Consider the following 23,016-nt stretch of genomic DNA (forward strand, 5'->3'; position numbering starts at 1 on the left):
AAATACAACCTCTTATCATAAAATAATTTACATGCCAATGTGTCCGAGATCCTTCAGATTGCCGTCTTCATCGAACGGCATGTGATAAGGCTCCGTTTCCACAGCCAGGCATGGGTGGCTTTGAGCCATTTCAAAATACTGCTCGGACAACAGAATATGCTCAACCTCCGTCGTGTTCGAGATCCGGATCATCCGGGGAGACTTGCCTCCCAGCCCGGTGCAGGTCTTCAGGCAGACCTGGATGGCTTCCCTGTCGTTTTTCAGCACCATCGGGATCCTTACGTTTTCAATCACCGTAGAGGTAATCACATTGGGATAGGTGAGCTCGAACTGCATTTTTTCAAAGAAACGCCGCGTGGTGGCGTGCGCCATACCGCAGCCGGTCCCGTTGTGGTGGCTTTCGCTGCTCAGGTCAAGGACTGCGACTCGCTGGGATTTCAGCCCGCCCGACGCGTAGGGCGTCACAAAGGTGCCTGAAATGTTGGCGTCCATTCCGCTGCCGCTGAAATTTTTTCCGATGGTGTCGCAGACGAGGACGTCGCATTCCGGAGGATAGATGCAGGGCAGCAGTTTTCTTGCTTCTTCCAGGCAGGCAGGCTCGCCGTCGTATATTTCTTCACGCCGGAAAGCCACGAATTTCGCCGTTTGATCGAAAGAGTTTTCCAGAATTCCAAGGCCGAACAGGATGGGGGCTTTTTCGATCATTGTCTTCCCAAACAGGCGGAGATTCTTCGCCATATTCTGAAAACCTTCCTTATGGCAGTGATCTGCGCCGATCTGTTTTCCCAGCCCGATGACCATCATTTTGATGAGGCCGCTTTCGGACGGCCCCCGAAAGCAGGTGTGCGGCTTGATACGGTTACAGACAATAATCCCGTCGGCCTCCGCCGCATCGCGGCTGAGCAGGACATCCCCGCCCTCCGCATTGGTTCCGATTTTCACAACTTCCATACTGCTCCGGATGGGGCAGCCCATGAATTCCTCCGTAATTCCAAGTCCGCGGAGGATTTCCCTCTGCCCTTCCGAGGTCGCCCCGCCGTGGCTTCCCATAGCGGCAACCAGGAACGGTTCTCCTCCGTGTTCTTTTACAAAATGAACCAGAGTTTTCAGAATCAGGGAAATGTTGTCGATTCCGCGGCTTCCCGCCGTAATTGCCACCCGCATCCCGGGCCGGATCTTTTTCTCCAGATCTTTTTCATTCAGCCGGGCAATGACTTCCTCCGGGATATGCTCGGGGGCGATGTTTTCCCCCGAAAAGATCTGTTTTACCCGGAACATTTTTGGAACCGGCACGTCCTTGAGCAAATTGCTTACGATACTATCCATTTCTCCACCTTTCGTTTCTTTATTTTTTATTCGCGCACCAGACAGGGGCGCTTCGCGTCAAATTTCCATCCCGGAATCAGGTACTGCATCCCGATGGAATCGTCGCGGCCGCCCAGGCAGTTTTCAAGATAGAGCTGATGTGCTTTTTCCAGCTGGCCGCGGTCGATCTCCACCCCAAGCCCCGGCACGTCCCGCGGCACGGCGACGCAGCCGTTCACGATTTCAGGGCTTTTTTTGCAGAGGCGTTCGCGGCCTTCCTGCCAGATCCAGTGGGTGTCGATCCCGTTCAGTTTTCCCGGGACGGCCGCGGCTGTGTGCGCCACCATCGCAAGGGAGATGTCGAAATGGTTGTTGGAATGGCATCCCCAGGTCAGTCCGAAATCGTTGCAGAGCTGACCCACGCGGACGCTGCCGGTCATTGTCCAGAAGTGGGGGTCGGCAAGGGGAATGTCCACGCTGCTCAGGGCAAAGCTGTGGGCCATCTGGCGCCAGTCGGTGGCGATCATATTGGTGGCCGTCGGCAGGCCCGTCGCACGGCGGAATTCCGCCATGATCTCACGGCCGCTGAAGCCCTCTTCGGCTCCGCAGGGGTCCTCGCAGTAGGTCAGAACGCCGTGCATGTCCCTGCAAAGCTCGATCGCATCCTTCAAGAACCAGCCGCCGTTGGGGTCCAATGTGATGCGGGCCTTCGGAAATTCCTTCTTCAGCGCCTTGACGCACGCGATTTCCTCTGCGCCCGCAAGTACGCCGCCCTTTAATTTAAAATCCTGAAATCCATATTTTTCATAGGCGGCCTTTGCCAGTTCAACAATCGCGCCGGAGGTCAGAGCCTCCTCGTCGCGCAGACGATACCACGCGCAGCTGCCGTCTTCTTCCTGATCATAGGGCAGGTCCGTTTTTCTGCGGTCGCCGATAAAGAAAAGATATCCAAGCATCCGCACGCTTTCCCTCTGCTGGCCGTCCCCAAGCAGCGACGCCACGGGTTCTCCCAGATATTTTCCCAACAAATCCAGAAGAGGGGTTTGAATGGCGGTCAGAACATGAACTCCCACTCTCAGGTCGAAGGTCTGCGCGCCGCGGACGTCTTTCTCATTCCTGGCGGAAAGATACCGGTTCACGGCCAAAATCGTATTTCTGTAATCGCCGACGCTGGTGCCCTCGACCATCGGCTTTACTTCCTCCAGCGCCGCGGCGATCTTTTCACCGCCCGGCACTTCCCCCACGCCGGTCCTTCCTTCCGAATCCGTCAGTACGACAATATTTCTCGTAAAGTAAGGAGCGTGAGCGCCGGAAAGATTCAGTTCCATGCTGTCTCTGCCCGCCACTGGGAATATCTCCATCTTTAACACATTTGGTGTCAACGTATTTCCCCCTAATGTAAAATAAAAGTGTTGTCAATCAGGTTTAAAATAATTTAGGCAATATGTATAAAATAAATCAAATCTTATTGACGTATTTATTATATCGTTTCTTGTTTATTAAGTCAAAACGGATAAACTTATTAATGAATTAGTTTTTTCGAACGTTCTCTTAAATTTGGTTTCAGTTTACTTTTCTGGCTGGCTAGGGGGAGAGCCGGAATTTTAAGCGTGTGTTGACAGATGAAAAAAGGAATGCTATACTACTGATATACCAGATATCAGAAAAGAGATGCGCATGAAGGAGATTGTTGATTCCGTTCCGTTAAGGGATCAGATTGTTGATATTATGCATCAGATGATCCTGAACGGCGAACTGAAAAGCAACGAAAAGATCAGCGAAAGAAAAATCAGCTCCATGCTGAAAGTGAGCACTACTCCTGTCAAAGAGGCCTTCCGGATTTTGCAGGTGGAGGGGCTGATCGTCAGTTCACCCCGCAAAGGCTCTTTCGTTTCTGCGGATGTCGTTGAACACCTGAAACAAATCGCCTATCTGAGAAGCGCAATCGACGGGGTAGCCGCCCATTTCGCCGCCCGGTTTGCGACGGACGATGAAATTCAGAGGATGCAGAGTCTTCTGGATTGTGTGGAACCGTTGATCGCGTCACAGAAGAACGCGGATTTAATCAGCAAGAAGAATGATGAGTTTCATCAGGTGCTGCGGCATGCCTCGCATAACGGGTACGTCGTCAATCTGGGGGAAAATCTCCGTTCCATCGACAACTCCATACGAAGTGTGATCAACAAGGTTGACTTTCAGAATATCAAGGACAGGCACGAAGAGCATAAGGCGATTTTAAGAGCCGTAAAAAACAGGAAGGGCGATCTGGCGGAAAGGCTGATGGTCCAGCATGTCAGAGAGGCGCCCGTTGTGATAGACCATAAAGACTCGGATCCTGAGTAAACCAAACCTGTAAAAGGAGTACTGTAAATGGACAAAAACCTGGATTTCATGAAAGGCGTCATCGTACCGATCCTGACCCCGATTGACGAGGAGGAAAAGATCGATGAAGCGAAGCTGCGCGAGCAGGTCGATTTCGTGATCGGCGGCGGGGTCCTTGGCGTTCTGGCCTTCGGCAGCAACGGCGAATTCTACATGGTGGAAGAGGACGAGTACATTCGCGCCACAAAAATCATGGTGGAACAGGCAGCCGGCAGAGTTCCCGTCTACATGGGGATCGGGGCGATCAACACCCTGAAATGCATTCGTCTGGCGAAAAAGGCGAAGGAACTGGGTGTGGCCGGAATCTCCGTTCTGCAGCCCATGTTTCTCAAACCCACGGAGGAAGAATTATACGGACATTTTAAAGCCATTGCCGATTCGGTCCCGGACCTCCCCATGCTGCTTTATAACAATCCCGGACGCACCGGCTACACGATGAGCGGCAACCTGGTGGAGAAACTGGCCCATGAAGTCGACAATATCGTTGGGATGAAGGATTCTTCCGGCGATATGACACAGACGGAGGAATTTATCCGGCGCACGCGCGACGTGGATTTCCGCGTGTTCGGGGGCAAGGATACCCTGATTTTCAGCGCAATGATGCTCGGAGCGGCCGGCTGTGTGGCAACCACGGCAAATTTTGTTCCCGAACTGGTCGCCTCCATTTACGATAAAGTTCAGGCGGGCGATATCGACGGGGCGCGCGAGGCGCAGTTTAAATTGAATCCCCTGCGTCTGTCGATGGACAAAGCCAGCTTCCCGGTGGCGACCAAGGACCTTGCCAATCTGATCGGCCGAGACATCGGCAAGCCTTACACTCCTAATCTTCCGTCGTCGGGAAAGGTTCTCGAGGTGATGAAGTCGGAGCTGTCAAAAATCAACTAAGTGCAGTTGGCAATATCAAATGAATGATAGAATTCAGAAAGGAAGATTTGAATGAAAATCGGATTTATCGGACTTGGAATTATGGGTAAGCCCATGGTGCGCAATTTGCTGAAAGCCGGCCATGAAGTAATTGTTTATGATATCATTCCGGCTAACGTAGAGGACGCTGTAAAGTCAGGAGCGGTTGCGGCCGCTTCCGCGAAGAATGTTGCGGAACAGTGCAAAACAATCATCACCATGCTTCCCAATTCTCCCCATGTCAAGGCGGTCGTTATGGGAGAAGGCGGCGTTCTGGAAGGCGCCCAGGAGGGTTCCACGCTGATCGACATGAGCTCGATCGCTCCCGCCGCATCCCAGGAGGTTTCCAAAGCATGCGCCGCCAAGGGTGTTAAAATGCTGGATGCCCCCGTTTCCGGCGGAGAACCGAAAGCGATCGACGGGACGATGTCCGTCATGGTCGGCGGCGACAAGGCCCTTTTCGACAAGAACTACGATTTGCTGAAAACCATGGGCGGCAGCGTCGTCTACTGTGGACCTATCGGCGCGGGCAATACGACAAAGCTTGCGAATCAGATCGTCGTGGCGTGCAACATTGCGGCGTGCGCGGAGGCTTTCACTCTTGCAAGGAAATCCGGCGTTGATCCCGCCGTCGTTTTCCAGGCGATCCGCGGAGGCCTGGCGGGTTCCACTGTCATGGACGCCAAGGTTCCCATGATGCTGGACGGCAACTTCAAGCCCGGGTTCAAAATCGACCTGCACATCAAGGACCTGAACAACGCCCTTGAGACCGGACATACCTTTGGTTCTCCGCTGCCGCTGACCGCGGAGGTCATGGAAATGATGCAGACCCTGCACGCGGATGGGCGCGGCCAGGAAGATCACAGCAGCCTTGCGAATTACTACGCCAAAGTTTCCGGCACAAAAATCGGCAAGTAAATTTTTAATTCCGCTAAAGTCACAGAGCATTTCAATGGAATTCCTGCAAAGCGCGCGGCAGCCGATTCCATTGGGAGTGCTCTGATTTTATAAACAGACTGAATCGGCTGGCCGAAAAACTGCCGGAAAGTCCGGCAGCCTGTTTTTTTGCACCCGTATCTGCATGGGTTCGGTGCAAAAAACGGCGTACATGAAAAAATCTAAATCTGTCGAAGAGGAGGACGGAGCGATTGAAAAAATATGTCTTGATTCCCGATTCCTTTAAAGGGACCATGAGTTCGAAAGAGATCTGCGAGATTATGAGCCGGTCCATCCATCGTTTTGATCCTGAAGCGCAAACCGTTTCCATTCCGGTAGCGGATGGAGGCGAGGGAAGCGTGGATGCTTATCTGTCCGCCATGGACGGCCAAAAAGTTTATACGACGGTAAAAGGCCCTTACGGAGAAGATATGCAGGGCTTTTACGGCGTAGTGGACGGGGGAAAAACAGCAATTATTGAAATGGCTGTTTGTGCCGGCCTGCCCCTGGTGGGGGACCGGCTCCATCCGGACCAAACGACCACATACGGCGTGGGACAGCTGATGGTCCACGCCGCCGAGCACGGATGCCGGAAGATGATCCTTGCTCTGGGGGGAAGCTGCACCAACGACGCCGGTGCCGGCGCGGCCGCAGCCGCCGGAATCAGATTCCTTGACGCGCAGGGCAATTCTTTTGTCCCGGTGGGGGCTACTCTCTCCAATGTTGCGAAAATTGATAATTCGGCATTTTCCCCTTCTCTTCGCGAAGTTGAAATCCTTGCCATGTGCGATATTGATAATCCGCTGTTTGGAGAGAACGGCGCCGCTTATGTATTCGGCCCGCAAAAGGGAGCGGATCAGAATATGGTGCAGCTTCTGGACGACGGCCTGCGGCGTCTGTCCGAAATGATTTCAAAACAGCTTCATCTGGATATCTCTCAGATTCCGGGGGCCGGCGCTGCGGGCGGCATGGGCGGCGGCGCGGTCGCCTTTTTCGGAGCGCGTCTTCAAATGGGGATTGACGTGCTTCTGGATACGGTGAATTTTGAAAGCCTGGCTGAAAAAGCCGACTTCATCTTTACCGGGGAAGGGCGTCTGGATACGCAAAGCCTCAGGGGCAAGGTCGTGGTCGGAGTCGCCCGCAGGGCCAAGAAACAAAATATTCCGGTTCTCGCTGTTGTCGGGGATGTTGGCGATTCCATCGACTCCGTCTATGATATGGGGGTCTCCGCCGTATTCAGCATCAACCGCGTTGCGGTTGATTTTAAAAAAGCCAAACTCCGCAGCAAAGACGATTTGAGTAAGACAATGGATAATATTATGAGGCTGATTCAATTGGAGAGTTAAAAGAAAACCTCAATAATTCCTCTTTATAAGTAAACTGTTTTTGTCGGGCGGCTGCACACCGCCCGATTTTTTTATCTAAAAGGAGGCGCAGCGTCCATGAGAACCCAATCCCCGGCGTGACGGAACGAGGTCATTCGGTGGAATTTGGAGTTGCTTTAGGTACGGCGCTGTACGGAATTCTCAAATATTTCTCTCGTTATTTTGAGAAAAGATCCTGACAAAAGGGAATATTCAGATATATACAGAACATATATGATAACTATATTTAAGAAGGGAGAGAATCCGGCGATGAAAACTCCGATTCATTACAGCGGTAAAATGGATGGCATGATGTGTTTAATGTGCATCATGTGCTGTGGTATGCCCAAAATGAAACATGGCCGCTTCCTTCTGCTGTTTGGAATATATTCAGGCGCATGAGACGCCGCATTCAAACCAACAAAAGGGCTGTCAGGCCGTGAACCTGACGGCCCTTTTTATACCGGTTTTTCCTATTTATATCACGGCCCCCATTATAGGTGGAACTGTCGTAAAGAGGAACGGCCGCAGCGAAATTGATATGAAGGTTTCCCCTTTTTCATGCGCGGCTGGAAGGCCGGGCTCCTCTGATGCCCTCCACTCGCATGAAAAGCCGTAATAAATTCAATTTATTGTCAAGATAAGATATCAATATTTTACATCTGATGAGGATCGGTATATATTAAACACAATAAAGAAAGAAAACATCTAAATTATATGCACTATGGATACATGCGAAAGGAGCATATCCTTATGAAAATCTCTGAGATCAAGATACTTCCGGCAAACCGCTATCTGTTTGTACAGGTTTTTACCGACAACGGCCTGGTCGGCGTGGGGGAATCGGGCGCCTGGGGGTTCCTGGACGCGTCGAGAGAGGCGATTGAGACGTTAAAGACCTATTTGATCGGGCAGGATCCCCTAAGAATAGAGCATCACTGGCAGTACATGTACCGCTGCTGGCACTTTCGCGGCGCCGCCATTATGGGTGCGATCAGTGCGATCGACATTGCGCTGTGGGATATCGCCGGCAAATATTTCAATACACCCGTCTACAATCTGCTGGGGGGAAAATGCCGGGAGAAAGCCCGCGTATATTATCATGTCGGAGGCTCGACAACGGAGGAAATGATTGAAAACCTGAAAGAAGCGAAGAAGCTGGGGTATAACGCCGTCGGACATTTGTCTCCGTTCCTTGATGAGCCCAGAAGCAAACCGTACTTTGAAACGTATTCGGGGAAAATTGGAAACGCGGTCGGCAGGGTGGCGGCTTACCGGGAGGCGGTGGGGGACAACGTCGATTTATGCATTGAACTTCACCGGAGACTGAGGCCGGCGGAAGCGATCAGCTTTGGGCGCGAAATTGAAAAATACCGTCCCATGTTCATGGAGGATCCGACGACTCCGGACAATTTCGATTCCATGGAATGGATCGCCAGGAATGTCCCGGTCCCGATCGCAACGGGAGAAAGATTGAACAATCCGCAGGAATTTGCGCAGATCATACGAAAAGACGCTGTTTCCTATGTCAGACCGGACGTCTGCGCATGCGGTGGAATCACCGGGACGAAAAAAATAGCGGCCATTGCGGAGGCCAATGACGTCATGGTTGTACCGCATAATCCTCTGAGTCCGGTTTCAACAGCCGCCTGTTTGCAGATTGCGGCCTGCATTCCTAATTTTGCACTTTTGGAATACCCCGGAGACGACCGCCCCGCACTTTCTGAAAAATTTGGGGCAACCGATGTGGAGAGAGGCGTTTATAAGAAGGACGTCGTCAAAAGGACCTTCTCCTGCAGCAACGGGTTCATGGAGATCCCCGAAGAACCGGGGATCGGCACGGAACTGACCGATCACGTATCGGAAAAGTATCCGTACATCAGGCGTCCGGTTGTGACCCGGCTCCAGACAGACGGTTCCGTCGTAGACCAGTAATCCCGATTGAACATTCGGGTTCGGTGGGAAGCAGGCAAAATTTATTGATAAGAAAAATCCACATATCAACGGCCGAAAGGATTTATGGAACCCGCATGAATCCAATTTATAGAGACGAAGGAGTGAAAACAGGTTTTTCAGGGGTAAGAGGCTTTCACATTGAGAGGATGGATTGTAATGAAAAAGAAACTTTTCGTAAGATTAGCATCTGTATTGTGCGTTTCAACTTTGTTGCTGACGGCCTGCTCAGCGGGCAATTCCTCCGGCGGAAAATCCAGCGGAGCGGGTGCGCAGAGCGCCTCTTCAGCCGTGGATTACCCGACGAAACCCATCGAACTGGTCGTTCCGTACGCAGCCGGCGGGAATGTCGATCTTTCCTGCCGCATCCTTGCCTCCGAGGTTGGAAAGGAGCTGGGACAGTCCATAACGGTAATGAACAAAGAGGGCGGAGGAGCCGTGATCGGCCAGACCTACGTCATTAATTCAAAAGCGGACGGCTATACCCTGCTGGCGCAAACATCCGCGTATGTTTCCAATATTATCAGCGGCGACGCTTCCTTCAAGATGGATGCCATCAGGCCGATCTGCATGTACTGCTTTGACCCGGAGTTGGTGGTCTGTTCCGCCTCATCGGATATCAAGACCGTTGAAGATCTGATTTCCAAAGGGAAAAAAGAAACGCTGCTGAATTCCACTCCGGGTGCGGGGACGTCCCACCATATCGCCAGCATTCTGTTTTCACAGAAGACGGGAGCCCAGTTTAAATATATGCACACGAACGGTTCCGCCGAGCAGACGGTTCAACTGGCCGGCGGGCACGCCGAGGTAGGGATGACTACATATGCCGGAGCCCAGTCGCTGATCAAAGACGGGAAAATCCGGGTCCTGGCGGCCTGCGCCGACGAAAGAATCTCCGATTTGCCTGACGTCCCCACCCTGAAAGAAAAGGGAATTGATTTCACGTACGGGGCCTATCGGGGAATCGGCGTTCCGGCGGATACTCCCGACGGCGTCGTCAAGATTTTGCAGGACGCTTTTCAGAAGGCAATGGAATCCGATACGGTAAAACAGCAGTTCGTGAATTCCGGGTTCCCGATCACTTATAAAAACAGCCAGGAGTTCGAAACATACATGGAAGACGACTATAAAAGCCTTGAGTCCATCAAAGACCTGATTACGACCGGCAAATAGGCGGGGGGAAAATCGCTCATGAAAATGAAATTGCTCCTGAAAAAGAAAGATTCCGTTTTAGGCCTTTTCTGCGTCCTGCTCGGCATCATTGTTTTTGCCGGGTCGTTATCCCTGTCGTCGGGCGCGGCTTTTTTTCCAAAGATTACAGCGGCTGTCATCGCCGTTCTTGGGGTGCTGATTTTTGCCGACGCCCTCAAAGAGGGGGAAGTGCAGCCCGCCGCGGCTGAGGCGAAAGTTCCCGGCGTGAAGGAGGAAAAGAAGGCGGCCGCCCCCGAATACAAAAAGGTCGCCCTGATTCTTGGGCTGCTGTTCGCGTACTGTGCGGCGCTGCAATGGGTCGGTTATATCATTCCCACCATCCTGTTTGTCCTTGCGTGCTCTTTTACCCTGAACTACAGGAAAGTCAAAGTCATTCTCATTGCCGCCGCCTGCTTGAGCATCGGGCTTTACTTCATGTTTTCGATGGGGTTCAACGTCAGATTTCCCGGACTGTTTTAGGAAGGGAGGAACGTAAATTTGATCCAGAATATTTTACAGGGATTTGCAGGACTTCTTGATGTCAACCTGATTCTTATGCTCCTTTTAGGAACTCTTTTCGGACTGATTATCGGCGCATTGCCCGGATTGACCGGAAATATGGCAATTGCTTTGATGGTGCCGATCACCTTTGTCATGGAACCGGCGGCGGGGCTCGCGCTTCTCGCGGCGATCTACTGTTCCTCGATCTACGGCGGCTCCATCTCCGCGATTCTTCTGAATATACCCGGGACGGTATCCTCTTTCTGCACGACCTTCGACGGGTACCCGATGGCGAAAAAAGGAAGGGCGGGAGAGGCCCTTGGCATCTCCACCCTCAGCTCCGCGTTCGGCGGCCTTTTCAGCACGCTGGTGCTGATGTTCTTTACGCCTTTCCTCGCAGAGCAGGCGCTGAAATTCGGGCCGGGAGAATATTTCGCCGTGGCCGTCCTCGGCCTTTCCTGCATCGCCGGGCTGGGGGATTCACCCAAGAAGGGCCTGCTGTCCGGCGCGCTGGGGCTGCTGCTGGGAATGATCGGCATGGATCCCCAGAGCGGGCGCCCGAGGTTCACATTCGGTTCGGTCGAGCTGATGAACGGCATCGGGCTGGTCCCCTCCCTGATCGGAATCTTCGGGGTCGTCGCCGTCCTGAAGACGGCGGAGCGGGCGAGCCGCATTTCCAAGGTGGGAGCCATGCCGGAAGTCGGCTCCGTATGGATCGGATGGAAGAGCTGCAAAAGGCTTCTTTCCACATGGCTTCGCGGTTCCGTCCTGGGCACGATCGTGGGGATCATTCCGGGAACCGGGACCAATGTCGCGACTTTTATGTCTTACGACCTTGAGAAAAAGCTTTCGAAACACAGCGAAGAGTTCGGGCACGGCGCGCCGGAGGGCGTCGCCGCACCGGAATCCTCCAACAACGCGGTGACAGGAGGCTCGATGGTGCCTCTGATCGCGCTTGGCATACCCGGGAACGCAACGTCGGCTCTGTTCCTCGGAGCCATTATGATCCACGGCTTTCAGACGGGACCGGTTTTTATGTCGGAACACCCGGACGTGGTGTATTCTTTGTTCGCGGCGTTTTTTGTCGCCAATCTCATCATGGTGCCGCTTGGGCTTCTCGTGATGCGGTGGATGAAAAAGATTCTCTCCGTGCCGGAAAATCTTCTGGGAGGAATTATTCTGGTTTTCTGCGCGACCGGGGTCTATTCTCTGCGCGGCGACGCGTTCGATGTTCTGGTCATGATCGTTTTCGGTATGATCGGCTATGCTTTCTACAAATTCAAGATTCCGACCGCGCCGCTGATCGTTGCGCTGGTGCTGGAATCCATGACGGAAAGCAGCCTCCGGCAGGCCCTTGTCGCCAGCGACGGCTCCTGCGATTTTATGTGGACCAGCCCGCTGACCTGTGTCATTCTGATTGTGTCCCTGCTCAGTCTGTTCAGCCCGCTGATCATGAAGGCCTTCCGCTTCGCCGGGCGCAAAAAGGCAGGTGCGTGAAAAAAGAATGGGATATACTTACGAACTGTGCCGCTTTCTCTGCGGCCTGACTTCTGAAGCCGTTACGGATACCGTCCGGAACGATGTGGGAATGAAAACCCTGGACTGGCTGGGATGCGCCGTCGGCGCGCTGCGTTTGCCGGCCGCCCGCTCTTTGATGGAAGTCCTTTCAGACGTCGCCGGCGAAAAAGGATGCACCGCCGTCGGGCTCGGCGGGAAAGTGCCCGCGCCGTACGCGGCCTTTTCCAATGGGGCGGTCGGGCATGCGCTGGAGTACGACGATGTCAACAAGGTTTCCATCACCCATCCGGGCGCGGTTGTGATTCCGGCGGCTTTTGCCGCGGCGGAGAAATATGACCGCACCTATGAGGAATATGTCCTGGCCGTCGTTTCCGGATACGAGGCGATGATCCGCCTGGGGGCTTCCCTGAATCCCTCCCACTATGAATACTGGCACGCCACCGGCACCTGCGGCGCGTTCGCGGCGGCCGCGGCGGCGGGGAAACTTTTGAACCTTGACACGGAGGGGATGCAGAGGGCGTTCGGCATCGCGGCGACGATGGCGTCCGGGCTGGTTGCGGTCTTCGGAACGGACGCCAAGATCGTCAATGTTGGCAACGCCGCCCAGAACGGGCTGACCGCCGCCGAACTGGCCTCAAAGGGATTCACTGCTCCGACCGACGCGATCGAGCGGAAAAAGGGATATGCTCAGGCGGCTTCCGGACCCGCTTCCGTTTCGTTCCGCGGCGGGGCCCTTGGGAAAAAGCTGATGATCGAGGACAGCTATTACAAAATTCATGCCTCCTGCGGGCATACGCATTCCGCCTTGGACGCCCTGTTCTCGCTGATGAAAGCCTCTGAGTTCAAGGCGGAGGATGTTCAGAAAATTGAGATCAGGGCGTATCGGAAGGCGGTCGAACTGACGGGGGAGTTCCGCAATGCCTCCGAAACGGAAGCGAAGTTTTCCATGCCCTACTGCATCGCGGCGGGACTCCTGAGGGGAAAGGTCACTTTGGAAGAGTTTTCGCCGGAGCTTCTTCACTCTCCGGAAGTCGAATCCCTGCGAAAAAAAATCATTGTTCAGGAAGACTCGGACTATACCCGCCTGTATCCTGAAAAAAGAAAAGAATCCGTCAGGATTCTGCTTCCCGGGCGGACTCTGTATCAGGAGGTCGACCTGCCGGACGGCAAGCCGACCCGGGAATTTCTGGTCAAAAAATTCAGGTCTCTGGCAGAGAGAAATCTCAGTGAAAAGAAAGCGGAAAATATTTTGCACTCCGTAATGTCCATGTCGCCGGAGACCCCCGTCGGGGAACTTGGCGAAGCGATTACGGAAAACTGCGCGATTTAAGAAAGGAGATCAAATATTATGGCTTGCAATATGTTGGATTCTTTACTGTTCCGGAATGTTTTCAGCACACCGACCATGCGGAAGATCTTCGACGACAAGGCGATTCTGCAGAACTGGCTCGATATCGAGGCGGCTCTGGCGCAGACGCAGGCGGAGCTGGACATCATCCCGAAGGAGGCGGCGGAGGAAATCACGCGGAAAGCGAAAGTCGAGAATTTGAATATCAGCGAGATCGAAGAGGGGATCAATGCGATCGGGCATTCGCTGGTTCCGACGCTTCGAAATCTGCAGAAGGTCTACGACGGAAATTACGGGGAATATATTCATTTGGGCGCAACCACGCAGGACATCATCGACACGGGTTTTATGATGGCAATCAAGCGCGGCTTTCAGGTGATTTATCAGGATCTTCGCGATGTGGAGGAAGCCGTTCTTCAGTTGACGGACCAATACGCGGATACCGTCATGGCGGGCAGGACCCACAGCCAGCAGGCGATCCCGATCACGTTCGGTTACAAGACGGCGGTCTGGGCCAGCGAGATCCGGCGCGACATCGAGCGAATGAAAGAGTGCCGCAAACGAGATTTTGTCGGAGAACTGGCCGGTGCCGTCGGAACCATGGCGGGGTTCGGGGACAGGGCGGTCGAAGTCAGCGACCGCACGATCTTAAGGCTGGGACTGGATATCCCTGAAATCGCGTGGCATTCAAGCCGGGACCGGATGGCGGAGATCGTCAGCGTCCTGGGGATGGTCAGCTGTACGCTTGGCAAAATAGGAAACGAGGTTGCCAGCCTTCAGCAGACGGAAACCGCGGAGCTGGCGGAAAAGTTCAAAAAGGGTGCGGTGGGCAGCAGCACCATGCCGCATAAGCGGAACCCCGTGATTCCGGAAACATTACATACTCTTGCGAGGCTCGCAAAGTCCAGCATGTCGGCTTCTTTTGAATCCATGTTCTCCGAACATGAGCGCGACGGAGCCCTTTGGAAAATTGAATGGAAATCGGTCAATGAGGTCGTCATCCTGACCGGCGCCATTGCGGCGAAAGCAAAAAAACTGCTTGGCAATCTGACTGTCGACCCCGAAAGGATGCGCCGGAATCTTGATCTTTTAAAGGGGCTGATGATGTCCGAACCGGTGATGCTGAAACTGGGCGAAAAGGTGGGCAAGCAAACCGCTCATGAAATCATTTATGAAATCTCGATGGACACGTTTGAAGAAAACGCCGACTTCTTCGATAAGCTGAAAGAGAATAAAATCGTTTCCGACAACATTTCGGAAAAGGAACTGAAAGAACTGCTGGACCCGACGGCGTATACCGGAAAGAGCTCTTATTTCGCCCATCGGGTTTCCGAAAACATCAAAAGGGCGCGGCTGAACGATGAGAGCGCCTGAGGGAACCGCGATGAAATTCAGAATGGAACATGATACCCTGGGGGAAGTCCAGGTTCCCGGGGACTGCTACTGGGGGGCGCAGACGCAGCGCAGCTACAACAACTTTAAAATCGGATCGGAAAAAATGCCGGCCGAGATCATCCGGGCCTTTGCGGTGATGAAAAAAGCCGCCGCGGCAGCAAATGAAAAGCTCGGGATCCTGGATCCCAAGAGGGCGAAGACCATTCGCGATGTCTGCGACGAGATATTGGAGGGAAAATTGGACGATCAGTTTCCTCTGGCGGTCTGGCAGACGGGAAGCGGCACGCAGTCGAACATGAATATCAACGAGGTCATCGCCAACCGGGGAAATGAAATTCTGGGTGAAAAGCTTCTTCACCCAAACGACCATGTCAACAAATCGCAGAGCTCGAACGACACGTTTCCCACGGCGATGCACATTTCCGCTTTGGTCAGCATTGAGGACCGGCTCCTCCCCGCGGTCAGGATGCTGGAGGAAACGTTCCATGACCTGTCGGTCCGGTATCAATCGGTTATCAAGACCGGGCGGACTCATCTGCAGGATGCGACCCCGCTTACTCTGGGGCAGGAAATCAGCGGATGGGAAGAAATGATGCGGAAGAACGGTCAAATGATTCATTCCGCCGCGGAAAACCTGAAGGAGCTTGCCTTGGGAGGAACGGCGGTCGGAACCGGGCTGAACGCGCCAAAGGAATTCGGGACTCTCGCAGCGGAGGAAATCTCCAGACTGACCGGAAAAGAATTCATCTCCGCCCCCAATAAATTTCACTCTCTTACCAGCAAAGACGAACTCGTATTCACTCACGGAGCCTTAAAGGCGCTTGCGGTAAACCTGATGAAGATTGCGAACGATGTGCGGTGGCTTTCCAGCGGCCCGCGGTGCGGCATCGGAGAATTGACCATACCCGCCAATGAGCCCGGGAGTTCCATTATGCCGGGCAAAGTAAATCCGACTCAATGCGAAGCCCTTACCATGGTTTCAGTCCAGGTGATGGCAAACGATGTCGCCGTCGGAATGGCGGCCTCCCAGGGAAACTTTGAATTGAATGTCTTTATGCCGGTGTGCATCTACAATTTTTTACAGTCGGTTGTCCTGCTGACCGATTCCATCCGTTCGTTCCGGGATCACTGCGCGGTGGGAATCCAGCCGAATCTTACAAAGATCAATGAAAACCTGGACCGCTCCCTCATGCTGGTCACCGCGCTGAGCCCGCACATCGGCTATGAGAATGCCGCCAAAATCGCGCAGACCGCACAGCGGGAGGGCACCACTTTAAAGCAGGCGGCAGTGGAACTGGAGATGCTTTCGGCCGACCGCTTTGATGAACTCGTCCGGCCGGAAAAAATGGTGGCGCCCTTCTGAAAAGGTCCGGCGGCGTGTTTTTTCTCGAATTTTATAGATGAACAGGGGGTCCTTTTTTTGGATTATGCGAAAGAATCGCTCAGGCTTCACGCTTTCTGGAAAGGCAAGTTGGAGGTCGTTTCGAAAGTCCCCGTCACCAACAGCCGGGAACTGGCGCTGGCTTATACTCCCGGCGTGGCACAGCCCTGCCTTGAAATTCAAAAGGACATCACCAAAAGTTTTGACCTGACGGGACGATGGAATACAATTGCCGTTGTGACCGACGGCTCCGCGGTCCTCGGGCTGGGAGACATCGGGCCGGAGGCGGGAATGCCCGTCATGGAGGGCAAATGCGTGCTGTTCAAAGCCTTTGGCGGAGTGGATGCCTTTCCGCTCTGTGTCAAGACCAAGGACGTGGATGAATTCGTCAATACCGTGTATCTGATCTCCGGCTCCTTCGGCGGCATCAACCTGGAGGACATCTCCGCGCCGCGCTGTTTCGAGATCGAGCGCAAGCTGAAAGAGAAATGCGATATCCCGATTTTCCACGACGACCAGCACGGCACCGCGGTCATCACGCTGGCCGGGCTGACCAACGCGCTGAAAGTGGTGGGCAAGAAGAAGGAGAACGTGCGCATCGTCACCTCCGGCGCCGGCGCCGCGGCCGTTTCCATCGTCCGGCTGCTGCTCTCCGCCGGATTCCGGGACATCACGATGTGCGACCGGGCAGGAGCGATTTACAAGGGCCGGGAAAAGGGGATGAACTGGATCAAGGAAGAAATGGCCGGAATCACCAATGCGGACCGCGGGGCCGGCTCCCTGGCCGACATGCTGAAAGGGGCGGACGTATTCATCGGCGTGTCCGCCCCCGGCCTTGTCACCGCGGATATGGTCAGGACCATGAACCGGGACGCCGTCATTTTCGCCTGCGCCAACCCCACGCCGGAAATTTTTCCCGAAGAGGCGAAGGCGGGCGGCGCGCGGGTCGTTTCGACCGGCCGCAGCGACTTCCCGAACCAGATCAACAACGTCCTGGCTTTCCCCGGCATCTTCCGGGGCGCGCTGGATGTCCGGGCTTCCGACATCAATGAAAAAATGAAGCTCGCGGCGGCGGATGCACTGTCCGGGCTGGTTGGGGAGAAAGAGCTGAAAGCGGACTATATCATTCCTCAGGCGTTTGATCCGAGAGTGAAGGACGCGGTCTCAAGGGCGGTCGCAAAGGCCGCGAGGGACTCCGGGGCGGCCGGAAGGTAGCCGCTCATGCAGACGGTTCCATTTCGCCGAAGGAAGGCTTTGTCAAGCCTTGGGTTTTTTGAGGAATCATTTTAATGAACTGATTCAGTGTCGGGCTTCTTCCGTTCTTTTTGTCGTAGACGATAGCGAAGGTCCGGACGGCCCTTTGCGAATTGATCGAATAATAAACAGGCCGCTGATCGTGCGGGCATAAGGATTCAATCGCGATCGGAAGAAAGCCGACCCCCATTCCCTGTGTAATCATCGCGTTGATTGCTTCGCAGCTTTGCGTTTCAAAGACGATGTTGGGGGAAAATCCGGCTTCCCGGCAGAGCTGCAGGCTTACTTTTCGCATCCTCCGGCCCGGCTTATACATAATGTACGGCTCGTCTTTAAAAAGGGCAAGGTCAATGGGGGGATTCTTTTTCCCGCTTTCGCCGGAGCCAAGACGGGTCGACCAGTGGCGCGGAGGAACGGCCAGAACAATTTTTTCTTTGAAAATAGGTACGAAAGATAAAGTGGGGACCGTCAGGGGCAGAGTCATGATGCAGAGATCGAGTTTCCCCGCTTTCACCAACTGCTCCAGCTCGTAAGTGTAGTTTTCGATGACGCGGATATCAATGTCGGAATACTGCTTCTTAAATTCCGGAAGAATTTGCGAAAGGTAGTATTTTTCATAAAACGGCGATACGCCGATGGAAAGCTTCTGGTTTTTCAACTGATCCGTTTCCTGAACGTTTTTTTTCATTTGCTTTGTCAGTTCCAGTATTTTTTTCCCATCCCTGCAGAAAGTTTCCCCCGCGGGCGTCAAAGCGACCTGGTGATGGCTGCGCTGAAACAGGCAGGTGCCCAGCTCGTGTTCAAGGCGCTGAATCGATTGGCTGAGCGCCGGCTGACTGACGAATAGATTGTTGGCCGCCTGTGTAAAATTTTTTGTTTCCGCGACATTCAGGACGTATAGAATATCCCGAAATTCCATATGAAATTTCTCCTTTCCAATAAGCCGCAGCTGAAAGCACGTCGGTCATTCGTTCAGCGGGCCACCATCAGGCGGGTAAAAATTCATCCGGTTCCCCAAGCGAGTTTAATAAATTCTATCAGTGTTTAAAATTATTTATATTTTATAATGAACTCCTTTTCGAATTCTGTCTAATATGAATCATTTTATATATTTTTAATTCCGTACTTTGATTCTAAGGTGGGATAATCATTTTGAAGACAATTCAATTGCCGTATGGCAGATCAACGCTTGACCTTCACGTGGAAGAGCGGAATCTTGCGGCGGTCATAACGGCGCCGATGCACGGGTTTCGCGCGGAGAAAAGCGAACGGGAAATCATCCGCGACGCGCTGGACCATCCGATTGGTTCCAGGAGCCTGAAAGAACTGGCGAAGGGGAAGAAGAAAGTGGTGATCGTCACCAGCGATCATACGCGGGCGGTGCCCAGCAAGATCACTTTGCCGATTCTTCTTTCCGAAATCCGCTCGGGCAATCCGGAAGCCGATATCACAATCCTCATCGCGACCGGCCTGCACAGGCCCACGACGGAGGAAGAACAGAGAAAAATGTTCGGAGACGAAATTGTGAACCATGAAAAAATCGCCGTCAACAAGGCGTTTCAGTCGGAGGATTTCATTTTCCTGCGCAAGCTTCCGTCCGGAGCTGATTTTAAGGTCCATCACCTTGCGGCCGAATGCGATCTGCTCGTGACGGAAGGCTTTATTGAGCCGCATTTTTTCGCCGGGTTTTCCGGCGGACGCAAAAGCATTCTGCCGGGCATCTGCTCTCAGGAGACCGTCAACGAGAACCACAGCTTTCAGGCGATTGCAAGCCCCTGCGCCAAGGCCGGCATTCTGGAGCGCAACCCGATTCACGAAGACATGGTCTGCGCGGCGCGCGCGGTCAACGTTCAGTTTATTCTGAATGTCGCGCTGGACGGCGAGAAAAAGGTCATCGCGGCGTTTGCGGGCGACCTGGAGCAGGCTCATGAAAAAGGATGCGATTTCATCCGGAAGCTTTCTCTGTGCCCGGTCGTTACGGGGGATATCGTTGTCACAAGCAACGGCGGGTATCCTCTGGACCAGAACCTGTATCAGGCCCCAAAGGCCGTCGCTACGGCGGAGGCCTGCGCCGGAGAAGACGGAGTCATTGTCATGTGCGCCTCCTGCGTTGACGGCATGGGCGGCACCCATTTTGAAAAATTGATCGTTTCCGGAACCGCGGAAGAAATCGAGAACCGCCTTTCGAAAATCCCGCCGAAGGAGACCATCCCCGAACAGTGGTGCGCGCAGATTTATGCCCGCATCCTGAAAAAACATAAAATCATTCTTGTCACCACCTATCTGGACCATGACGTGGTCCGAAAGGCCAACATGATCCCGGCCTCCAGCCCGGACGAAGCGCTCGCCATCGCGTACGGCATCAAGGGGAAGGACGCAAAGGTGGTGGTTATTCCGGACGGCGTTTCCGTGCTGGCGGTCAAGTGACGATACCGCAAAGGAGGAATCTGAAATGAGCGTGAAGCTGGCTTTAAAAATCAACGACCGGGACAACGTGGCGACAATTTTTGCCGATGGAATTGTTTCAGGCAGCGAGGTGGAGGTGCGCGACAAACAGGGGAATGCCGAACGAATCAAGGTACGGGGCGACGTACCCTACGGCCACAAGATCGCGCTGAAGGACATCCATTCGGGGGAGAAAATTTTCAAGTACGGCGAAGAGATCGGGGTCGCGACCAAAGAAATCAATAAGGGAGAATACGTCCATGTCCACAATCTGGACAGCATGCGGGGACGCGGCGACCTGGAAGGGGATGCGGTCAAGTGAAGTTTATGGGATATGTGAGGCCGGACGGCAGAGTCGGCGCGAGAAATCACGTGGCCGTCATCCCGAGCGTGATCTGCGCCAACGACGTGGCGCAGGCCGTCGTCGGCCAGGTGCAGGGCACGGTGGGCTTTTTTCACCATCAGGGATGCTGCCAGCTTCCCCCGGACCTTGAACGCGTCACGGATACCCTGATCGGTTTGGGATGCAGCCCGAACATCGGCGCGGTGCTGATCGTCAGCCTCGGGTGCGAGGGCACCGACCATGAGCATATGATGGAAACCATCGCCAAAACAGGCAAGCCGGTCAAGATCATCCGGATTCAGGAGCTCGGCGGGGCGAGCCGCGCGATTCAGGCCGGAATCGACGCGGCACAGGAACTGGCCGGGCGGATTTCCGGGCTGCAGCGCGAACCGGCCGATCTGTCCAATGCGGTCATGGCAATCAAATGCGGCGCCTCCGACACGACGAGCGGAATGGCCTCCAACTGCGTGGTCGGCTATGTCGCGGATAAAATGGTGGACCTCGGCGCGACCGTAGTCTTTGGGGAAACGACCGAGTTCATCGGCGCGGAGCATATTCTGGCCCGCAGGGCCGTCAACAGGGAAGTGGCCGACAGGATTTATGAAATCGTCGACCGAATGGAAACGAGGGCGAAGTCCCTCGGCTGCGACATGAGAAAAGGGCAGCCGACCCCGGGAAACATCGCCGGTGGATTATCCTCCATCGAGGAAAAGTCTCTGGGAGCCATCGTCAAGTCCGGGAACAGGCCGATTCAGGGCGTTCTGGAATATCCGGAAATGGTGACGACGCAGAAGGGCCTGTGGATCAAGGACACACCGGGCCGCGAACCGGAGATCCTCACGGGGATGGCCTGCACGGGGGCGCAGTTTATGATGTTTTCCACCGGACGCGGGGCGCCGCAGGGCTTTCCAAGCATGCCGGTCGTCAAAATCTGCGGCAACCCGAACACCTACGAGCGCATGAGCCACGACATGGATCTGAACGCCGGCCTGATTATCAAAGGCGAAAAGACCATTGAGCAGGTCGGAGAGGAAGCTTTTCAGAAGGCCCTTTGCGTTCTGAACGGAGAAATGACGAAAAACGAAGCAATCAGATATTTTAATTCCATCGACATCCACACGCTGGGGCCCGTCATTTGAGCTTCCCGGAAAGTTGCCGAACACTTGCGATTACAAACGGGCAATATGCGAGAAAAAACAGTATGAGCCATACCTTTGGGTACGGCTCATACTGTTTTAGATAGGTTTATTTCCCTGCTGCGCTGTGAAAGATTTGAAGTGACTTTCGACCGCTATTTTCCCGCAAGCCGGGCCCCCATTTCAAATGCTTTCCGGCAGTCGATGGGGAATTGTTCCGCTCTTACCTGAGCCTTGTGCTTTTCGTTGAACATGGAAGCCTCATAGAGGGAATAATCGTCAAACTGATAGGTGTCGTTGCTGACGAGAATTTCCGAGGGACCGCCCAAACGTTCCAAAAGGGATTGATAATGGTCGAACAGCGCGCGGTATCCGAGCTTCTCCATTGCGTCCGCCGGAACGTTCATTGTGTAGATGAACGCGGACGAAATCTTTCCCGGGAAAGTGCAGCGTTCCCCGATGTTGTAGGTCATGCTCGAAAACAGCAGGCGCTCAAGAAAAGAGAGCATTTCTCCGGTGATATTTGAAAAATAGATCGGCGTGCCCAGCAAGAGGACGTCGCAGCGGGTGATCTTTTCCAGAACATCCGTCAGATCGTCCCGCATGGCGCAGTGCCCTGGGATACCGTTTTTCCGTTTGCAGGCAAAGCAGCTGGTGCAGCCCCTGTATTTCAGGTCATACAGGTGAATCAATTCTGTTTCCGCCCCGGCGGAAGCCGCGCCGTCCAGCGCTTTCTGAAGCAGGGTCGCCGTGTTCCAGCTTTTTCTCGGGCTCCCGTTTACAGCAATCACTTTCATGAAAATCATCCTTTCCTGTCCGTTTATCCAAAATGAACCTGCCGTCCGTTGACCGGCCCGGCAAACCTTTTTTCAGCCGTCACCTGACGATATGGACCGTATTCGGCTTGCGCGCCGGCGGTGCGGATGCCTTGCCGATCTGCCCGATTGCGGCCGCCGAGCAAATGGTGTGCTCTTTCGGGATGCCCAGCTCAAAGAGATAATTCCGAACGCCCGGGTCGTCCCTCAGCCAGTGAAGCTGGTTGAGATAGCAGCTGCCCAGTCCCATCGACTGCGCCGCAAGAAAGATGTTTTCAAGGCCGAGCGAACAGTCGGCCATCGCGTTTTCGTAGTCCGGCTTGTTCGAGGCGATGATGACGGTGGGCGCATGGTAGTAAAAATTGTAGCTTTCCTTTTGCGAAGCGGTTTTGGCCGCAAGCTTGCCGGGGTAGCTGTCATCCGGCGCCCAATGCCGGAAGCCCTCGCGCACCAGTTCATTGAGCCTTAGAAGAGCTTCCCTGTTCTGGACGGCGGTGAACAGCCAGCTCTGGTTGTTGCCCCCGCTTGGAGCCCAAACCGCGGCGTCGAGCAGTGTTTCAAGCTGCTCCGTTCCGATCTGCTCCTCGGTAAAACTGCGGGTGCTCCGGCGCGAATGGATCGCGTCCAGCACTTCGTTCTGAATCATGGCATTTCCTCCTGTTCTGCGTTTGGCTTCCTTCCTGCGGCGCGGATTTTTTCCCGGCGGGAGCTTTTCAGCCGGAACGTTTGGCGGAAAGAAGGTGGCTTTACAAAGTGATGCGCGGCGCTTTACATTTGCCGTGCGATTGATTATACTCAGTATAGGATGCAAGGGACAAATTAACAAGTACGCACATTTTTGTGCCT

20 protein-coding genes are annotated in these 23,016 nt (G+C 54.1%); 15 read left to right on the plus strand and 5 right to left on the minus strand.

Annotated elements, in window-relative coordinates:
* Positions 1–27: 27 nt before the first annotated feature.
* Entirely contained in the window at positions 28–1,326 is a 1,299-nt protein-coding gene (locus VA597_RS03370) for a lactate racemase domain-containing protein (RefSeq protein WP_128741656.1), read from the minus strand.
* 26 nt (positions 1,327–1,352) lie between these two features.
* Complete coding sequence (locus VA597_RS03375; RefSeq protein ID WP_128741657.1) at positions 1,353–2,687, minus strand: enolase C-terminal domain-like protein; 1,335 nt, start codon at positions 2,685–2,687, stop codon at positions 1,353–1,355.
* A 295-nt stretch (positions 2,688–2,982) separates the two neighbouring features.
* Between VA597_RS03375 and VA597_RS03380 the strand changes: the two genes are divergently transcribed.
* The 12 genes from VA597_RS03380 (at position 2,983) to VA597_RS03435 (ending at position 17,392) form a co-directional block, all read left to right on the plus strand.
* The gene (locus VA597_RS03380) at positions 2,983–3,648 is read left to right on the plus strand and encodes a GntR family transcriptional regulator (RefSeq protein ID WP_326975165.1); all 666 of its coding nucleotides are present in this window, start codon (positions 2,983–2,985) and stop codon (positions 3,646–3,648) included.
* A gap of 27 nt (positions 3,649–3,675) precedes the next feature.
* Entirely contained in the window at positions 3,676–4,572 is an 897-nt protein-coding gene (locus tag VA597_RS03385; protein WP_128741659.1) for a dihydrodipicolinate synthase family protein, read from the plus strand.
* A gap of 51 nt (positions 4,573–4,623) precedes the next feature.
* Complete coding sequence (gene garR, locus VA597_RS03390) at positions 4,624–5,508, plus strand: 2-hydroxy-3-oxopropionate reductase (RefSeq protein ID WP_326975166.1); 885 nt, start codon at positions 4,624–4,626, stop codon at positions 5,506–5,508.
* Positions 5,509–5,738: 230 nt separating this feature from the next.
* A complete protein-coding gene (locus VA597_RS03395) occupies positions 5,739–6,872 on the plus strand; it encodes a glycerate kinase family protein (RefSeq protein ID WP_326975167.1) in 1,134 nt (377 codons plus the stop codon).
* Positions 6,873–7,643: 771 nt separating this feature from the next.
* On the plus strand, positions 7,644–8,825 hold the full coding sequence (gene dgoD / locus VA597_RS03400; RefSeq protein ID WP_326975168.1) for a galactonate dehydratase: 1,182 nt from the start codon (positions 7,644–7,646) through the stop codon (positions 8,823–8,825).
* Positions 8,826–9,002: 177 nt separating this feature from the next.
* Positions 9,003–10,016, plus strand: coding sequence for a tripartite tricarboxylate transporter substrate binding protein (locus tag VA597_RS03405; RefSeq protein WP_326975169.1), 1,014 nt, complete (start codon positions 9,003–9,005; stop codon positions 10,014–10,016).
* 18 nt (positions 10,017–10,034) lie between these two features.
* Positions 10,035–10,514, plus strand: a complete 480-nt coding sequence (locus VA597_RS03410) for a tripartite tricarboxylate transporter TctB family protein (RefSeq protein WP_128741664.1) — start codon at positions 10,035–10,037, stop codon at positions 10,512–10,514.
* An 18-nt stretch (positions 10,515–10,532) separates the two neighbouring features.
* Positions 10,533–12,032 (plus strand): tripartite tricarboxylate transporter permease, encoded by a 1,500-nt coding sequence (locus VA597_RS03415; RefSeq protein WP_326975170.1) that lies wholly within the window; start codon positions 10,533–10,535, stop codon positions 12,030–12,032.
* A 7-nt stretch (positions 12,033–12,039) separates the two neighbouring features.
* A complete protein-coding gene (locus VA597_RS03420) occupies positions 12,040–13,383 on the plus strand; it encodes an MmgE/PrpD family protein (protein WP_326975171.1) in 1,344 nt (447 codons plus the stop codon).
* A gap of 30 nt (positions 13,384–13,413) precedes the next feature.
* Positions 13,414–14,775: an adenylosuccinate lyase gene (gene purB, locus VA597_RS03425; protein WP_326975172.1), complete on the plus strand. Its 1,362-nt coding sequence runs from the start codon at positions 13,414–13,416 to the stop codon at positions 14,773–14,775.
* A gap of 10 nt (positions 14,776–14,785) precedes the next feature.
* Positions 14,786–16,159 (plus strand): class II fumarate hydratase, encoded by a 1,374-nt coding sequence (gene fumC, locus VA597_RS03430; RefSeq protein ID WP_326975173.1) that lies wholly within the window; start codon positions 14,786–14,788, stop codon positions 16,157–16,159.
* Between the two features lie 57 nt (positions 16,160–16,216).
* Complete coding sequence (locus VA597_RS03435; protein ID WP_326975174.1) at positions 16,217–17,392, plus strand: NAD(P)-dependent malic enzyme; 1,176 nt, start codon at positions 16,217–16,219, stop codon at positions 17,390–17,392.
* 4 nt (positions 17,393–17,396) lie between these two features.
* Here the strand turns inward: VA597_RS03435 and VA597_RS03440 are convergent, their stop codons facing one another.
* Positions 17,397–18,350, minus strand: a complete 954-nt coding sequence (locus VA597_RS03440) for a LysR family transcriptional regulator (RefSeq protein ID WP_326975175.1) — start codon at positions 18,348–18,350, stop codon at positions 17,397–17,399.
* 233 nt (positions 18,351–18,583) lie between these two features.
* On the opposite strand from VA597_RS03440, the gene larA reads away from it, so the two are divergent.
* The 3 genes from larA to VA597_RS03455 are packed head-to-tail and all read left to right on the plus strand — an operon-like array spanning position 18,584 to position 21,358.
* Positions 18,584–19,858, plus strand: a complete 1,275-nt coding sequence (gene larA / locus VA597_RS03445; RefSeq protein ID WP_326975176.1) for a nickel-dependent lactate racemase — start codon at positions 18,584–18,586, stop codon at positions 19,856–19,858.
* A 25-nt stretch (positions 19,859–19,883) separates the two neighbouring features.
* The gene (locus tag VA597_RS03450) at positions 19,884–20,198 is read left to right on the plus strand and encodes a UxaA family hydrolase (protein ID WP_326975177.1); all 315 of its coding nucleotides are present in this window, start codon (positions 19,884–19,886) and stop codon (positions 20,196–20,198) included.
* 5 nt (positions 20,199–20,203) lie between these two features.
* Entirely contained in the window at positions 20,204–21,358 is a 1,155-nt protein-coding gene (locus tag VA597_RS03455) for a UxaA family hydrolase (RefSeq protein ID WP_326975653.1), read from the plus strand.
* A gap of 152 nt (positions 21,359–21,510) precedes the next feature.
* Here the strand turns inward: VA597_RS03455 and VA597_RS03460 are convergent, their stop codons facing one another.
* On the minus strand, positions 21,511–22,152 hold the full coding sequence (locus VA597_RS03460; RefSeq protein WP_326975178.1) for a flavodoxin family protein: 642 nt from the start codon (positions 22,150–22,152) through the stop codon (positions 21,511–21,513).
* A 79-nt stretch (positions 22,153–22,231) separates the two neighbouring features.
* On the minus strand, positions 22,232–22,816 hold the full coding sequence (locus VA597_RS03465) for a nitroreductase family protein (RefSeq protein WP_326975179.1): 585 nt from the start codon (positions 22,814–22,816) through the stop codon (positions 22,232–22,234).
* Positions 22,817–23,016: the final 200 nt, after the last annotated feature.

It is taken from the genome of Caproicibacter sp. BJN0012 (assembly GCF_035986805.1).
Lineage (GTDB): Bacteria > Bacillota > Clostridia > Oscillospirales > Acutalibacteraceae > Caproicibacter.

Coding starts and splice junctions, on each gene's coding strand:
- garR (WP_326975166.1), top strand. CDS start 4,624: ATGAAAATCGGATTTATCGGACTTGGAATTATGGGTAAGCCCATGGTG.
- dgoD (WP_326975168.1), top strand. CDS start 7,644: ATGAAAATCTCTGAGATCAAGATACTTCCGGCAAACCGCTATCTGTTT.
- VA597_RS03465 (WP_326975179.1), bottom strand. CDS start 22,816: ATGATTCAGAACGAAGTGCTGGACGCGATCCATTCGCGCCGGAGCACC.
- VA597_RS03450 (WP_326975177.1), top strand. CDS start 19,884: ATGAGCGTGAAGCTGGCTTTAAAAATCAACGACCGGGACAACGTGGCG.
- VA597_RS03405 (WP_326975169.1), top strand. CDS start 9,003: ATGAAAAAGAAACTTTTCGTAAGATTAGCATCTGTATTGTGCGTTTCA.
- fumC (WP_326975173.1), top strand. CDS start 14,786: ATGAAATTCAGAATGGAACATGATACCCTGGGGGAAGTCCAGGTTCCC.
- VA597_RS03420 (WP_326975171.1), top strand. CDS start 12,040: ATGGGATATACTTACGAACTGTGCCGCTTTCTCTGCGGCCTGACTTCT.
- VA597_RS03455 (WP_326975653.1), top strand. CDS start 20,204: ATGGGATATGTGAGGCCGGACGGCAGAGTCGGCGCGAGAAATCACGTG.
- VA597_RS03380 (WP_326975165.1), top strand. CDS start 2,983: ATGAAGGAGATTGTTGATTCCGTTCCGTTAAGGGATCAGATTGTTGAT.
- VA597_RS03370 (WP_128741656.1), bottom strand. CDS start 1,326: ATGGATAGTATCGTAAGCAATTTGCTCAAGGACGTGCCGGTTCCAAAA.
- VA597_RS03440 (WP_326975175.1), bottom strand. CDS start 18,350: ATGGAATTTCGGGATATTCTATACGTCCTGAATGTCGCGGAAACAAAA.
- VA597_RS03385 (WP_128741659.1), top strand. CDS start 3,676: ATGGACAAAAACCTGGATTTCATGAAAGGCGTCATCGTACCGATCCTG.
- VA597_RS03460 (WP_326975178.1), bottom strand. CDS start 22,152: ATGAAAGTGATTGCTGTAAACGGGAGCCCGAGAAAAAGCTGGAACACG.
- VA597_RS03410 (WP_128741664.1), top strand. CDS start 10,035: ATGAAAATGAAATTGCTCCTGAAAAAGAAAGATTCCGTTTTAGGCCTT.
- purB (WP_326975172.1), top strand. CDS start 13,414: ATGTTGGATTCTTTACTGTTCCGGAATGTTTTCAGCACACCGACCATG.